This window comes from Ruegeria sp. CDSC054, assembly GCF_059610645.1.
In genome coordinates this window covers 52651-66868 of sequence record NZ_JBXWOA010000006.1, presented here as the reverse complement: position 1 = coordinate 66868, position 14218 = coordinate 52651, and the positions used below count along the sequence as shown (strand labels likewise).

10 protein-coding genes are annotated in these 14218 nt (G+C 57.8%); 4 read left to right on the top strand and 6 right to left on the bottom strand.

The genetic code is table 11. The features are described 5' to 3' along the window. Positions 1–106: 106 nt before the first annotated feature. Positions 107–1771, top strand: a complete 1665-nt coding sequence (locus AC2FGC_RS13470) for a mechanosensitive ion channel family protein (RefSeq protein WP_496782615.1) — start codon at positions 107–109, stop codon at positions 1769–1771. A 72-nt stretch (positions 1772–1843) separates the two neighbouring features. Continuing rightward, on the top strand, positions 1844–3136 hold the full coding sequence (gene serS, locus AC2FGC_RS13465; protein WP_496782613.1) for a serine--tRNA ligase: 1293 nt from the start codon (positions 1844–1846) through the stop codon (positions 3134–3136). A 54-nt stretch (positions 3137–3190) separates the two neighbouring features. On the opposite strand, the gene AC2FGC_RS13460 is transcribed toward serS, so the two are convergent. The 5 genes from AC2FGC_RS13460 to AC2FGC_RS13440 all read right to left on the bottom strand — a co-directional run bounded on the left by AC2FGC_RS13460 (position 3191) and on the right by AC2FGC_RS13440 (position 8589). Further along, positions 3191–3799, bottom strand: a complete 609-nt coding sequence (locus AC2FGC_RS13460) for a helix-hairpin-helix domain-containing protein (protein ID WP_496723515.1) — start codon at positions 3797–3799, stop codon at positions 3191–3193. A gap of 91 nt (positions 3800–3890) precedes the next feature. After that, the gene (locus AC2FGC_RS13455) at positions 3891–4877 is read right to left on the bottom strand and encodes a fatty acid desaturase (protein ID WP_496777681.1); all 987 of its coding nucleotides are present in this window, start codon (positions 4875–4877) and stop codon (positions 3891–3893) included. 163 nt (positions 4878–5040) lie between these two features. Further along, on the bottom strand, positions 5041–6504 hold the full coding sequence (der, locus tag AC2FGC_RS13450; RefSeq protein WP_496723519.1) for a ribosome biogenesis GTPase Der: 1464 nt from the start codon (positions 6502–6504) through the stop codon (positions 5041–5043). 48 nt (positions 6505–6552) lie between these two features. Next, complete coding sequence (locus tag AC2FGC_RS13445) at positions 6553–7875, bottom strand: PQQ-like beta-propeller repeat protein (protein ID WP_496782611.1); 1323 nt, start codon at positions 7873–7875, stop codon at positions 6553–6555. 42 nt (positions 7876–7917) lie between these two features. After that, positions 7918–8589: a hypothetical protein gene (locus AC2FGC_RS13440; protein ID WP_496782609.1), complete on the bottom strand. Its 672-nt coding sequence runs from the start codon at positions 8587–8589 to the stop codon at positions 7918–7920. 225 nt (positions 8590–8814) lie between these two features. Here AC2FGC_RS13440 and AC2FGC_RS13435 point away from each other — a divergent pair, with 225 nt between their 5' ends. Both AC2FGC_RS13435 and AC2FGC_RS13430 read left to right on the top strand, forming a co-directional pair. Continuing rightward, positions 8815–10047: an efflux RND transporter periplasmic adaptor subunit gene (locus AC2FGC_RS13435; RefSeq protein ID WP_496782607.1), complete on the top strand. Its 1233-nt coding sequence runs from the start codon at positions 8815–8817 to the stop codon at positions 10045–10047. Next, positions 10044–13841, top strand: coding sequence for an efflux RND transporter permease subunit (locus tag AC2FGC_RS13430; RefSeq protein WP_496723527.1), 3798 nt, complete (start codon positions 10044–10046; stop codon positions 13839–13841). Before AC2FGC_RS13435 ends, AC2FGC_RS13430 begins: the two co-directional genes overlap by 4 nt. A gap of 45 nt (positions 13842–13886) precedes the next feature. On the opposite strand, the gene AC2FGC_RS13425 is transcribed toward AC2FGC_RS13430, so the two are convergent. Further along, the gene (locus AC2FGC_RS13425) at positions 13887–14210 is read right to left on the bottom strand and encodes a hypothetical protein (RefSeq protein ID WP_496722453.1); all 324 of its coding nucleotides are present in this window, start codon (positions 14208–14210) and stop codon (positions 13887–13889) included. Between the last annotated feature and the right edge of the window lie 8 nt (positions 14211–14218).

The following is a 14218-nucleotide window of genomic DNA, read 5'->3' as shown; positions in this document are numbered from 1 at the left end:
TACACCGCCCTGACCCGGCCACAGTGCAAAAAGAACAAGCCAGTCGTTGCAGATATGTCCTAGGCACCTTGTTGAAACCGGGTATAGTTCGGGTTAAGGGGGACATATGGCAAGGCATTTCAAGCCCTTCCTTTTGCTGGTTTATTTTCTGACAGCCCTGGCGTCCAGCCTGTGGTTTTCCGATGTCGTACTGGCACAGGAAACACCGGCAGAGTCCCCAGCTTCTGACGGGGCGGATTCGGACAGTTTCGTGGCTCCGGTCATCGTGGACGGGGACGTCTTGTTCCAGGTCCGGGGCTCGAGTGCCCTACCCGCGCCAGAGCGGGCGGAAGATGTTCAGGACAAGATCATCGAAATCGCCGAAGCCTCAGACGCACCAACGGTTGAGGTGACATACGAAGAGACCGAGTTCGGTATCTGGACTCTGGTCGATGGCGAGAGGGTCTCAATCGTCACCGAAGCTGATGCCGAGTTGGATCAGATGGAGCTGAGCGTTCTAAGCGTTTTGCACGGGAACGCGATCAAACAATCCATCGAAGACTATCGCGCCAACCGCACCGATCGGGCGCGCGTGTCCGGTGCAATTGAGGCGGTGGCATGGACTGTAGGGTTTGTTGCATTTGTGGTGGCAATCCTGTGGGTGCATCGTCGGATTCGACGGAAGACATTGAAATTTGTCTCGCGTCACCTCAGGGACGTTGAAACGGCCACAGCCAAAAGCGTTCAGGCCGAGGCGATTGCCGCGCTGGTACGATATGGGCTGAACTTTGTTCTGCTTATCATCTTCTTTCTCGGCTTTTATTACTACCTCTCGTTTGTTCTGCTGGCTTTCGCCGAAACCCGCTATTTTGCGCAGCTATTGCTGACCTATCTGACCGAGCCGGTACTGCTGATCTTCAAAGGCATTATCAGTTACATCCCCAATTTGATCATGCTGGGCCTGATTTCTTGGGTGGCGCTGTACATCATCAAGGGGATGCGGGTGTTCTTCGACGCGGTCGAAGCGGGTTCCTTCGACATGGGCGATTTCGAAAAGCACTGGGTCAGCCCAACCTTCAACATTGCCCGTGTTGTGGTGATCATGATCGCATTGGTCTTTGCCGTTCCCTACATCCCCGGGTCCGACTCGGCGGCGTTCCAGGGATTGACGATCCTGGTGGGCGCCATGCTGTCGCTGGGTGCAAACTCTGTCGTCTCAAACATGCTAGCCGGCCTGTTCGTGATCTATCGTCGCTCGACCTCGATCGGGGACCGGATTCAGATCGGCGACCACATCGGCGATGTGGTTCAGATCAAACTGATGGAGACGCATCTGAAATCTATCAAGAACGAACTGATCTCGATCCCAAACGCGCAACTGATGAATTCGGATGTGGTGAACTTCTCGAAGAAAACGGACGGCAGCGGTCTGCTGCTGCACACCACGGTTGGCATCGGCTATGAAGAGCCGCCCGAGAAGGTCGAGGCGATGCTGATTGAGGCGGCCAACAGAACCAAAGGCATCAAGGCCAAGCCTGAACCCTTTGTTTTGTGGACCGCATTGGCGGATTACGCGATCAACTATCAGATCAACGGCTATACAACCCGTGGCAGCATCATACCGAAAATCCGGTCGGACCTGCATCGCAACATCGTGGCCGTGTTCAATGAAAATGGTGTGCAGATCATGACGCCCTCTTACATGGCTGATCCACCTGATCCTAAGATCCCAACCGAGCATTGGGATGGCCATCTGGCGCATGAAACACACGAGGATGCCGATAAGTCGTAACCGGCGCTACACCCTGCCTTTCAGATGGTGCATAAGCGGTTTCAGTGATTCACGCATTTAAGGATCTGAACCATGCACGACATCCGCGCCATTCGCGAAAACCCCGCCGCCTTCGACGCCGCACTTGCGCGCCGTGGGGACGCGCCGGTGTCGTCAGATTTGCTGAGGCTGGACGAAAGTCGCCGGGCCAAGATTCAGGCCGCAGAAACGGCACAAGCCGAACAGAACAAGGCCAGCAAAGAAGTCGGTGCCGCTAAGGGGCGCGGCGACGAGGCTGAATTTCAACGCCTGCGCGCGCTGGTCGCGGAAAAAAAGGCCGAAATCGCCCAGATGCAGACCGAGGCCAAGGATCTGGACGCGCTGCTGACGGATCAGTTGATCCGCATCCCGAACCTGCCCGCCGAGGACGCGCCAGAAGGTGCGGACGAGAACGACAATGTCGAGGTCAACCGCTGGGGCACTCCGCGTGAGTTGGATTTTGCGCCCAAAGAGCACTTCGAAATCGAAGCTGTTCAGAACGGCATGGATTTTGAAACGGCGGCAAAGCTGTCCGGTTCGCGCTTTGTCCTGTTGTCCGGCGGTGTTGCCCGCATTCACCGTGCGCTGGCGCAGTTCATGCTGGACACGCACATCAATGAAAACGAACTGACCGAGGTGAACGGCCCGGTTCTGGTTCTGTCCGAGATGATGCAGGGCACAGGCCAATTGCCGAAGTTTGGCGAAGACAGCTATCAGACCCGTGAAGGCTGGTGGTTGATCCCGACGTCCGAGGTGTCGCTGACCAATATCGTCAACGACACGATGATCGAAGAAAACTATTTGCCCCGCCGCTACACCGCGCATTCCTTGTGCTTCCGGTCTGAGGCCGGATCGGCCGGCAGGGACACACGCGGCATGTTGCGCCAGCACCAGTTCGAAAAGGTCGAAATGGTCTCGGTCACCCATCCCGACAAGTCGGATGATGAGCAAAAACGCATGCTGCGCTGTGCCGAGGGTATTCTGGAACAGCTGGCCATCCCCTATCGCACAGTGATCTTGTGCACAGGCGATATGGGCTTTGGTGCGCGCCGAACCTTTGACATCGAGGCCTGGCTCCCGGGTCAGGATACGTACCGTGAGATCAGCTCGGTCTCGACCTGTGGCGACTTTCAGGCACGTCGGATGAATGCGCGCTTCCGGCCCGAAGGTGGCGGCAAACCGGAATATGTTCACACGCTGAACGGATCGGGCCTTGCCGTTGGCCGATGCCTGATCGCAGTGCTGGAAAACGGCCAGAACGCAGACGGTACCGTCACCCTGCCCAAGGTTCTGGCCCCCTATCTGGGCGGCAAGCTGACGCTGCAACTGGACGGCACGCTGGCATAAAAAAACCGGCGGCCAACAGGGCGCCGGTTCAAGAGGGTTAAGGGCGGAGAAGGGTTACTTCTTCGCCTTTTTCTTATCCTCCTTCTTGTCTTTTTTCTTATCTTTCTTCTTGTCCGTCTTGTCGGCCTTTTTCTTTTTGTCTTTCTTTTTATCTTTCTTCGCCTTGGCCTTCACCTTGTCCTTGGCTTTCGAGAAGACGGCTTCCATCTCCTGAAGCTTTTTAGCGGCCTTTTCAGCCTTGGCTTTGGCCTTGGCCTTCTTCTTTGCCTTGGCTTCTGCCAGTTCGGCTGCGGCCTTTTCCTCAGCGGCTTTGCGCGCAGCCTCTTCCGCCCGTTTCTCGGCAGCGGCGGCGGCAATGGTCTTGCGGGTCGCTGGTCGGCGCACTGCGGGTTTTCTGGCAGGTGCGCGGCGCGTTCCTGTTTTAGCAGCAGGTTGCTTGGCGGCAGGCTTGGCCGCGGCGGGCTTGGCGGCTGCCGGTTTCGCCGCAATCGCCTCTTTCGCGGCGGCGATCAAAACGGCTGCGCGGGCTTTGCCGATACGAGGAACTTTGACCAGTGCAGCGGGGGTTGCCTTGGCAACGGCTTCAGCGGTTTTGAAACCGTTGGCGGTAAGTGACTTTCCTAGCCCCTCTCCAACGCCTTTTATTGCGGTCACTGCGGTCATTCTTTGTCCTTTCCGATTTTCCCTGCATTATCTTATGTATACCAGAAACACGCTCTCACAAGCCAGTGCTCAGAGTTGCAGGTCATTTGTGTCAGCTACTGTGTGCAAGGTTACCGGATTGATCCTTTCCGGGAAACGGAACAAGCCGCTTGGCGTCTTCGTCCCACAGTTTCAGGTTCAAAGCCGCGACTGCCTCGGGGAATTTGATCCGGCGCGGCGTGAATTCGGGCGGTAGGTTATAGTGGCATGCACGCAGCCGATATGACGGAATACGCGCATTGAAATGGTGGATGTCGTGCAGCGTGATGCAGGCAACCGCATTGTCGAACCACCACCCGAAATCCAGCGCCGATGATCCCTGCAGCGCGGCCAATTGCGGGTCCAGATCCGGACGGCGATCCCAATACGTGTCCTCGAAATTGTGCTGTAGATAGACCAGAAAAACACCCAGCATCCCGCCCAACAAAGAGAATACCAACCACACCAGAATACCCATGGTGCCGGCGATCAAATACAGAAGGCCAAGAAATACGATGATCGACAAGTTGTGTAGCAATACGCCCTTCACGCCAAACCGAACCGTGTTCTTGGGCCACCGGTAGCGGATGAAATACGTGAACAGCGCCCCAGCCGGAACCAGGATGAAGGGATTTCGGTAGAGCCTGTAAAACAAGCGCCCTTTCCAATCCGCCTTGTTCCATTCCCGCACGGTCATTGTGTGGATTTCACCTGTCTCGCGGTGTTCGAGGTTGCCAATACCGGCGTGGTGCAGGTTATGGTTCTGCTTCATCACTTCGAACGGAGCGAAAGTGAATGGCGAGAGCCCGTGCCCGGCCCATTCGTTCTGCGCGCGCGTCTCAAACAGCGAATGATGCCCGCAATCGTGCTGAAGCACGTACAGGCGCACCGCCGAAAAGGCAAAAACGATTCCGGCCGGAATCATGACAAACCAGCGATCTACATAGATGATCGCCAATGCCAGCGATGTGAAATACACCGCAAAAGTTCCAAAATAGCTCAGCGCGGCCAATCTGTTGTCCTGAACCGCGTATTGCCGAGTGTATTCCCTCAGATCCATCCAGCCGCTCCTCACGTTGGTCAGGTCCAATGGTTGTCAAAAACTGGTGCGGAAGCTCCGCGTGAAATTACGCGCGCACAAAACAGATGCACGCCAGTGAATGCTAGCGCGGGGAATTGGGGCTGTCACGCCCCTCAGCCGAAAATGCTGAAAATTGGCGCAGTTACGCGCGGCCCTTGAGATGTTTGGCCAAGGCGCCCGCGTTTTTCTTGCGGCGTCCCTTGTACGGATTCTTGTCCCCCTGTCCGCGCAAAGTCAGGCGGATCGGAGTACCGGGCATGTCAAAAGATTCGCGCAGACCGTTGACCAGATACCGGGTGTAACTGGCTGGCATCTTGTCTGGGTGCGAACACATGACAACAAAGCCCGGCGGGCGGGTTTTGGCTTGGGTCATGTAACGCAGCTTGATCCGGCGACCTTGCGGGGCTGGCGGCGGGTGCTGTTCCAACATGGCCGTCAGCCAGCGGTTCAGCGCGGCCGTCGGCACACGGCGGTTCCAAATGTCATGGGCCCGCAGAATCGCGGCGCGCAGGCGCTCTAGCCCCCGGCCCGTCTTTGCCGAGACCGTCACCAGCGGTGCGCCACGCAATTGCGGCAGCAAACGCTCGAACGACTCTTTCAGATCCCGCAGCTTTTCCTGTTTGTCTTCTTCGATGTCCCATTTGTTGATGGCGACAACAACGGCACGACCCTCGCGCTCGGCCAGATCGGCAATACGCAGGTCCTGCTGTTCGAAGGGAATGGCAGCGTCCAGCAGAACCACCACCACTTCGGCGAATTTTACGGCGCGCAAGCCGTCCGAGACTGAAAGCTTTTCAAGCTTTTCCTGCACCTTGGCTTTTTTGCGCATACCGGCGGTATCAAAGATACGCATCGGTGTGCTGTCTCCGTCCGGGTCGGCCCAATCGATCCGCAGACTGATGGCATCGCGCGTAATACCAGCCTCTGGCCCGGTCAGCAGGCGGTCTTCGCCAATGATCTTGTTGATCAATGTGGATTTACCGGCATTCGGGCGGCCAACAACTGCCACCTGCAACGGTTTTTCAGCGCTGATCAGGGGCGTGTCGCCCTCGCCGTCCTCATCCAGTTCAATATCGGTTTCCGGTGCATCCTCGACCGCCTTTTCCTCGGCGGCATCGGCCAATGGCATAAGCTGGGAATAAAGATCCGTCATCCCCTCGCCATGTTCGCCCGACAGGCGCACCGGCTCACCCAGGCCAAGGTTATAGGCTTCAAGCACACCCGCATCCGCTGCGTTTCCTTCGGCCTTGTTGGCCGCAAGGATCACGTGTTTGGAACGTTTGCGCAGAATCTCGGCAAACAATTCGTCGGTCGGCGTGACCCCAACGCGCGCGTCAATCATGAACAGACAGACATCTGCCATGTCCACCGCACGCTCGGTCAGGCGGCGCATGCGGCCCTCAAGGCTGTCGTCGGTCGCGTCCTCAAGCCCCGCGGTGTCGATCACGGTAAAGCGCAGATCCCCCAGACGCCCTTGGCCTTCGCGCAGGTCGCGCGTCACGCCGGGCTGGTCGTCGACCAAAGCCAGACGTTTGCCCACAAGGCGATTGAACAGGGTGGATTTGCCCACATTCGGGCGCCCCACGATGGCGAGGGTCAGCGACATGATACTCAACTTTCAAGACTCAGACGCGCCCTTTAGCGCATCTTGTGGTCAACGGAAAGCGTGCAAATCACCTTTGGTCGACACGACGTACAGTGTTTGACCCGCCACAACCGGTGCCGTGGTCGCGCCACCTGGCACTTCGACACGGTTCACCAGTGCTCCGTCAACAGGGCTGAAGAACCGAACATAGCCATCGTTCGAGGCGATGACGATGCGCCCACCCGCCATGATCGGACCATAATGCGCGTAGACCGCCCCCCGGCGTCCCGGCTTATCCTTGACAAAACCCGGCAGGTCCTGCGCCCAAACAATCGCTCCGGTCGCGGCGTCTAGTCGGACCAGTTGGCTGCGATCACTGATCAGGAAAATACTGTTGCCAGCGGCCCAGACCGTATCGACGGCCCCTTCGTCTGCGGTCCACATCCGTTCGCCGGAATTGGCGTCAAACGCGACCGTGCGCCCGGAATGGTTGCCGATATAGATCTTATCGCCCACCACCATTGGCCCACCGGTTACATCGACGATCTGCGCCGCCGCACGTCCGCGACGTCCCCCGGCTACTGACGCGTTCCAGCGGCGAATACCCCCCCGACGGAACGTCGCTGCGACATCTCCCGAGCCAAAGGCGAACACGGAAAAATCTGATGCTATCACTGGCGCCGGCGCACCCAGAACGTTTCCAACGCTTGGGGTGCCCTGAATTTGCCAGGCAATGCGGCCGTCCTTGGTGTTGACCGCCCAGCCAGTTTCGTCACCCGCCACCAGATACAGCAGACCGTTGCTGACCAAAGGCGCGCCGCTGCCGGTCGCGTTCAACCTTTTCTGCCAACGAACTGCACCGGTTTTGGCATCCAGCGCTGTCAGGCGACCATAACCGGAAGACACATAAAGCACACCGTTGTCATAGGCCATGCCACCACCCGTGGCATCCGAGTCGCCATCACTTGGTGGAATAAGATCGGTGTTCCAAACAACCTGCCCTTGCGGCGACACTGCAGACACCGTTGCGCCGGCATCAAGCGTATAGATCAACCCGCCCGCAACAACGGGATCAGCCGTGATCCGCTGCTTGCGCGAGTCACCCTGACCGATTGATGCGGACCAGATGCGCTGCGGCGTTGCGCGCAACTGTGCATTGGTCGTCCGAAACGCGGCCGTACCCGGGCTTTGCGGCCAGCTTGCGTTGGCTCTTTGCGCCGGAAGGCTGATCGGTTTTGAGCCGCGGGTTTCCACCGTTTCGGTATCGGCAGCAGGTCGGATATCTTCCCGCGGTCCCGGCAAGATAACCTCGGGTTCCCGACAGGCGGCGACCAAGGTCAATGAAAGGGCTGCCATCGGCAATCCAATACGGGAGAATAGACTTGCTACCATGATATTCCGAACTCGCCTGTAAGTTTTCCTGCCGCCACCAGATCAGCCCTGTTGGGCGATCAGCGGCTCTGGTTCGCCACCCAGTGCTACAATCAACTGAGCCGCACGCTGTTGCAAATCCACGCCAACCTCTGCGTCCTGACGCAAAGCTTGAAGCCGCGTGATGGCCGCGTCAACATTGCCCTCGGACACATCAATCAGGGCCAATTGTTCTTCGGCAAGCAACCGCAGCGGAGCGCCCGGCGCGGCCAGCGCTTCGAACTGAAGACGACGATCGGCTGCGGGCAGAGTGTCGCTCTGCAGCAGCAGCGCCTTAAAAGCCGCGATCGCGCGGTAGATTTCCGGCAGATCCCCTTGGGACGTAATGGCATTCAGGCTGGCAACCGCATCCTGCTCTGATCCGGCCTCAATCTGAGAAGCCGACAACAGCATGTTAAGAACCGCATCCCCACCCGGCGATTGTGTTTCGACGGCGGCAAGACTGGCTGCACGGTCATCCGACTGATTCTGTGCCAGCGCCGCCAGGATTGAATCACCCAAATCCTGCGCCTGACTGGTTGCGCGCGACTTGCGGACTTCATTGAACGCAGCACCGCCCACGATCAGGACAACCACAAGCACACCGACCCAACCCCATCTGCGCAATAGCAAGAACAGGCGGTCCCGGCGTACCTCTTCGGTCACCTCATCAATAAAACTGTCGACGTCGCTCATCCCTGCCCTCCGGGGCTGCATCCTTGGTGTATGGCGCCATGTCATACCCCGGCGCAATCGCCAAGCCAAGAGCCCGATTTTTTACAATCCAACCCGTGGCCTGCCCTCTTGTAGAAAAAAATAAACCGAACTATTCAGTTTAGTGTGGAAACGATACATAATCGTCCCCACTTTCTAGCATGACCGCAAAAAAAATGTGGCGCAGAATTCTGGGAGTAGTCCTGCATGCGATTGATTTCATTAGCAAACGCCGCTTTGGTTATTGTTGTTTTGTTTTTTTTGGTTTTCGAACGGGACAGCCTGTTCTCTTTCGCCGGGCGCGCGGAAGCCGAGGCCAGCCCTGAGGTTGCCAGCGAATCTGGCGAAGTCGTGGACGTGGATCAGGCGACGATTGGCGTCGTTGCCGTTAGGTCAACTGCACGTGAAATTGACAGCGCCGTGTTGTTGCGGGGCCAGACCAAGGCCAATCGCCAGGTCGAAGTTCTGGCCGAAACCACATCGACGGTCATCTCAGAACCCAAGCGCAAAGGCACGTTTGTCGAAGCCGGCGATCTTCTGTGCGAGCTTGACCCAGGCACCCGCCCCGCCAGTTTGGCCGAAGCGAAGGCTGCCAAGTTAGAGGCGGAAAGCCGCATTCCAGAAGCCGAAGCCCGCCTGGAAGAGGCACATGCGCGTGTCGCCGAGGCCGAGATCAACCTAACGGCTGCGAATAAACTGTCTGACTCCGGGTTTGGATCAGAGACACGCAGAATCTCAAGCGAGGCGGCGATGAGAACCGCCGAGGCCGGAATCAAGACCGCCGAAGCCGGTCTTGAGGCCACCCGCGCCGGGATCGAAGCCGCAACCGCCGAGGTCAAAGCCGCGGAACGCGAAATCGACCGCCAGACCATCAAAGCGCCCTTCAAAGGGTTGTTGGAAAGCGATACCGCCGAATTGGGCAGCCTGATGCAGCCCGGTGCGCTATGCGCGACCGTTATCCAACTGGATCCGATCAAGCTGGTCGGATTTGTGCCGGAAACCGAGGTTAACCGCATCATTGTCGGTTCCGAAGCCACCGCGCAGTTGGTCACTGGCCTGAAGGTTTCTGGTCGTGTGACATTCCTGAGCCGCTCGGCCGATGAAACAACCCGCACCTTCGAAGTCGAAATCACTGTTCCGAACCCGGAACTGGCCATTCGGGACGGCCAAACCGCCGACATCCGCATTTCGGCCGCCGGGGCCAAGGCGCATTTCCTGCCGCAATCGGCTCTGACCCTGAGCAATAACGGTCAACTCGGTGTCCGCACGATTGGCCATAGCAACGTGGTCGATTTCCAGCCGGTCGTTCTTCTGCGTGATACCGCCGAAGGCGTTTGGGTCGGTGGCCTGCCGGAGACTGTGGACATCATCGTCATCGGGCAAGAGTTCGTGACCCGCGGCGTCACAGTTGAACCCACATATCGGGAAGCTTCGAAATGACCGGAATCGTCAGTTGGGCCGCCGGCCGGGCCAGAATGGTTCTGGCCTTCATCGCCATCTCATTGGTGATTGGTGGCTTTGCCTATGTCAGCCTGCCGAAAGAAGGCGAGCCCGACATTGAAATTCCTGCCCTGTTTGTCTCGGTTCAGTTTCCGGGAATCTCAGCCGAGGATTCGGAAAATCTGTTGGTCAAACCAATGGAGACCGAACTTGCTGACCTTGATGGGCTGAAAGAGATGACCTCGACCGCCGCCGAAGGGTATGCGGGCGTGGCGCTGGAGTTCGATTTCGGCTGGGACAAGACCGCGATCATGGCTGATGTGCGTGACGCGATGAACAGCGCGCAAGCCGATTTCCCCGACGGGGCCGAGCAATACTCGCTGACCGAGATCAATTTTTCAGAATTCCCAATCGTTATCGTCAACCTGACGGGTGCAGTCCCCGAGCGCACTATGGCGCGGGTCGCCAAGGCTTTACAGGACGACCTTGAGGCGATGGATTCGGTGCTCGAAGCCGGTATCGCGGGCAACCGCGACGAATTGCTTGAGGTCATCATCGATCCCCTTCGGCTTGAGGCGTACAACGTCACCGCCGCCGAGCTTATAGATGTTGTGCGCAACAACAATCAGCTGATCGCTGCCGGTGAGGTCGAAACCGCACAGGGCACATTCTCGGTCAAGATCCCCTCTTCCTTCAAAACTGCGCAGGATGTTTATGGCCTGCCGGTCAAAGTGAACGGCGACCGGGTCGTCACCCTGGGGGAATTGGCGCAGATTAACTATACCTTTGAGGACCGCGAAGGCACCGCCCGTTTCAACGGCGAACAAACCGTCGCGTTGCAGGTGGTCAAGCGCAAGGGCTACAACCTGATCGACACAGTCGAGGGTGTGAAACAAACCATTGCCGCTGCGCAGGCCAAATGGCCACCCGAGATGCAGGCCGCAATCCAGCTGGGCACCTCGAACGACCAAAGCCGCATCGTCGGTTCGATGGTCAGCCAGTTGGAAGGCTCGGTTCTGACGGCCATCGCGCTGGTAATGATCGTTGTTCTGGCCTCTTTGGGCACACGCGCGGCATTGCTGGTAGGTTTTGCGATCCCGACCTCATTCCTGCTGTGTTTTGCGTTCCTGGCAGTCATGGGCATCAGCATCTCGAACATCGTGATGTTCGGCCTGATCCTTGCAGTGGGTATGCTCGTCGACGGGGCCATTGTTGTCGTGGAATACGCCGACCGGCGCATTAAAGAGGGCGTCGGCCCGATGCACGCCTATGTCGAAGCTGCGCAGCGTATGTTCTGGCCTATCGTGTCATCCACAGCCACAACCCTATGTGCCTTCCTGCCGATGCTGTTTTGGCCGGGTGTCCCGGGTGAGTTTATGGGGATGCTGCCCGTCACGCTGATCTTCGTTCTGTCCGCCTCGTTGATCGTTGCGCTGATCTATCTGCCTGTCATGGGCGGTGTTTCGGGACGTCTGAGCCGGGTTTTTGACCGCACCTCTGACTGGCTGCGCGCGCGCACTGCTTGGTGGGTTCGTGCGGTTATGGTGCCGCCATCGCTGTACCTGATCTTCCTTGGTGCGATGCAACTGCTGAATCCGACCTATCTGTTGCCCGAAGGCGCATTCGGAGCAGTTCTGCTTGGTGCCTTTCTGTTCATTTTCGGAGCATTTGCCGGTTCTGTTACGTTGAGTGCCGCGAAAATCGAACGCGCGCCCGATCAGCATGTGCATACGGCGCGCGAACACACACCCTTTGGCTATGTCATCAAGTTCCTGGTCGGCAACCCGATCATGCCGATTGTTTCGATTGTCGTCATTGGCTTCGCTGTGATGTCAGTCATGACCGCATTTGGGAACAATAACCGGGGCGTAGAGTTCTTCGTCGAAAGCGAACCCGAGCAAGCCACGGCCTATGTTCGTGCACGTGGCAACATATCGCTGGTCGAAAAGGACCAGATGGTACTGGCGGCCGAAGAAATTATCAGCGCGCACCCCGCAGTCGTGAACGTGTTTTCCTTTGCCGGAGAAGGCGGGCTGAACCAGAACAATGGAGGTGCGCAAGCACCAGCAGACACTGTCGGTCGCGTCCAGTTCGAAATCATCCCGTGGGAAGACCGGCCCAACGTGTCCGAACCGATCTTCGGCGGGTTGATCGACCGTGAAACGGTTGCCCCTGAATATGACGGTGACTTCGTGCTCGATCAGTTGAACGCCGAACTTGCGAAGATTCCGGGCTTCATCGTGGAAATCCTGCCCCTGGAACAAGGCCCGGCCTCGGCCAAGCCCGTTCATCTGCGCATCAAGGCGGACGGCTGGGAAGAACTGAACTCAGCCACTGCTGCGGCCCGTAAGATGTTCGATGAAACACCCGGCCTGATCAAGATCGAAGACACCCTGCCCTTGCCCGGTATCGACTGGCAAATCGACGTGGATGTTGCCAAAGCGGGTCGTTTCGGCGCGGACGTCGCAACCGTTGGCGCGATGGTGCAACTGGTCACGCGCGGGCTGCTGCTGGGCGAAATGCGCCCCGACAGCGTGGACGAGGAAATCGAAATCCGCGTTCGCCTGCCCGATGAAGACCGGGTTTTGTCGACACTGGATACGCTCAAAGTGCGTACGCCGGATGGGCTGGTGCCTTTGTCAAACTTTGTCACCCGCAAGCCAGTGGCCAAACTGGCCGAGATCAACCGGATCAACCAGCAGCGCTATTACGATGTGAAAGCGGATGTTGAGCCGGGTCTGAGCAAAGTTGTGATAGATAACGCGGATGGCACGGAACAGCGGCTGGCAGTTGTGCGCGGCGTCGTGGAAGGTACAGAACCCACAGGCGCGATCATCACTGGACCGACCGGCAACAATTTCGAGCTTGTCATGTTGACGGGTGCAGAAGATGTCGATGCAGTGCGCGCCGATCTGGAATCTGGAAACGCCCGGATTAGCCTGATCAACCCCAACGAACGCATTGCCGTGCTGACCGAGTGGCTTGAAACCAATCCCTTCGGCAGCACCGTCAGTTGGGAATGGACCGGCGATCAGGAAGATCAGGCAGAAAGCCAGGCTTTCCTGTCCAGCGCTTTCTTGGCTGCTTTAGGCCTGATGTTTGTGATCCTGCTGGCCCAGTTCAACTCGTTCTACAACTCGGTGCTGGTTCTGCTGGCTGTTGTGCTTTCGACCACCGGCGTTCTGATCGGGATGATGGTCATGCAGCAGCCGTTCTCGATCATCATGACCGGGACAGGGATTGTGGCCTTGGCGGGAATCGTGGTGAACAACAACATTGTTCTGATCGACACCTATCAGGAATACAGCCGCTATATGCCCCGGATCGAAGCCATCATCCGTACGGCTGAGGCGCGTATCCGGCCGGTTCTACTGACCACCTTGACCACGATGGCCGGTCTGACGCCGATGATGTTCGGATTGTCTCTGGACTTCATTAATGGCGGCTATTCTATCGACAGCCCAACTGCGCTGTGGTGGAAACAGCTGGCTACGGCGGTTGTGTTCGGGCTTGGTATTGCAACGGTTCTGACCCTGATCGTGACGCCATCGTTCCTGGCCCTGCGGGTGTGGGTCACCACCTATGCGGTATGGCTGGCCAAGGCGATAGCTCGGGCCACTGCAGGCCGTTCCAGCCAAATCGCCCAGGATATGGCCGTTGGTCACGCTGCCCGTCAGGTACAGGCCACCGAGGTTGTCTGGGGTGATGAAACACCCGCCGCACCTGCACCGGATGCAGACAAGGAAGAGCGTCCGGATCACCCACCAACATCGCCCCTCAAGGCGGCTGAGTAACATAAATGGCGAACCCCAGGGTTCGCCATTTTTCTTTTCTAAGACTTAGTCGGTGAATACATATTCACCCAAATCACACAGATTCAGGCCGAAGTCTTCCGCCGACGACCCATCGTCGAACGCCCCCCGAATATCGTAGATACATGTGGTCAGACCATCCGCGATGACAACATCGATTTCGTAGTCGGGCGCGACATAGCCACCGCTCAGCAGGTTCCCCTCCCAGCTGCCGGAAGATGCAGGTGAGACATTAAACTCGACCAGATCCGCGCTGGAGTCATTCACAACCAGAAATTCAAGATCCTCGGCAAATGCCGAAGTCGCCATAAGAACAGTTGCGGCCAAGGCTGCTGCTGCACGCATTTTCATTAGATATT

Bases quoted from the DNA above. Each gene is read 5' to 3' on its own strand.
- AC2FGC_RS13455 (WP_496777681.1), bottom strand. From the start codon at position 4,877: ATGGATCTGAGGGAATACACTCGGCAATACGCGGTTCAGGACAACAGA.
- AC2FGC_RS13470 (WP_496782615.1), top strand. From the start codon at position 107: ATGGCAAGGCATTTCAAGCCCTTCCTTTTGCTGGTTTATTTTCTGACA.
- der (WP_496723519.1), bottom strand. From the start codon at position 6,504: ATGTCGCTGACCCTCGCCATCGTGGGGCGCCCGAATGTGGGCAAATCC.
- AC2FGC_RS13435 (WP_496782607.1), top strand. From the start codon at position 8,815: ATGCGATTGATTTCATTAGCAAACGCCGCTTTGGTTATTGTTGTTTTG.
- serS (WP_496782613.1), top strand. From the start codon at position 1,844: ATGCACGACATCCGCGCCATTCGCGAAAACCCCGCCGCCTTCGACGCC.
- AC2FGC_RS13445 (WP_496782611.1), bottom strand. From the start codon at position 7,875: ATGGTAGCAAGTCTATTCTCCCGTATTGGATTGCCGATGGCAGCCCTT.
- AC2FGC_RS13460 (WP_496723515.1), bottom strand. From the start codon at position 3,799: ATGACCGCAGTGACCGCAATAAAAGGCGTTGGAGAGGGGCTAGGAAAG.
- AC2FGC_RS13425 (WP_496722453.1), bottom strand. From the start codon at position 14,210: ATGAAAATGCGTGCAGCAGCAGCCTTGGCCGCAACTGTTCTTATGGCG.
- AC2FGC_RS13430 (WP_496723527.1), top strand. From the start codon at position 10,044: ATGACCGGAATCGTCAGTTGGGCCGCCGGCCGGGCCAGAATGGTTCTG.
- AC2FGC_RS13440 (WP_496782609.1), bottom strand. From the start codon at position 8,589: ATGAGCGACGTCGACAGTTTTATTGATGAGGTGACCGAAGAGGTACGC.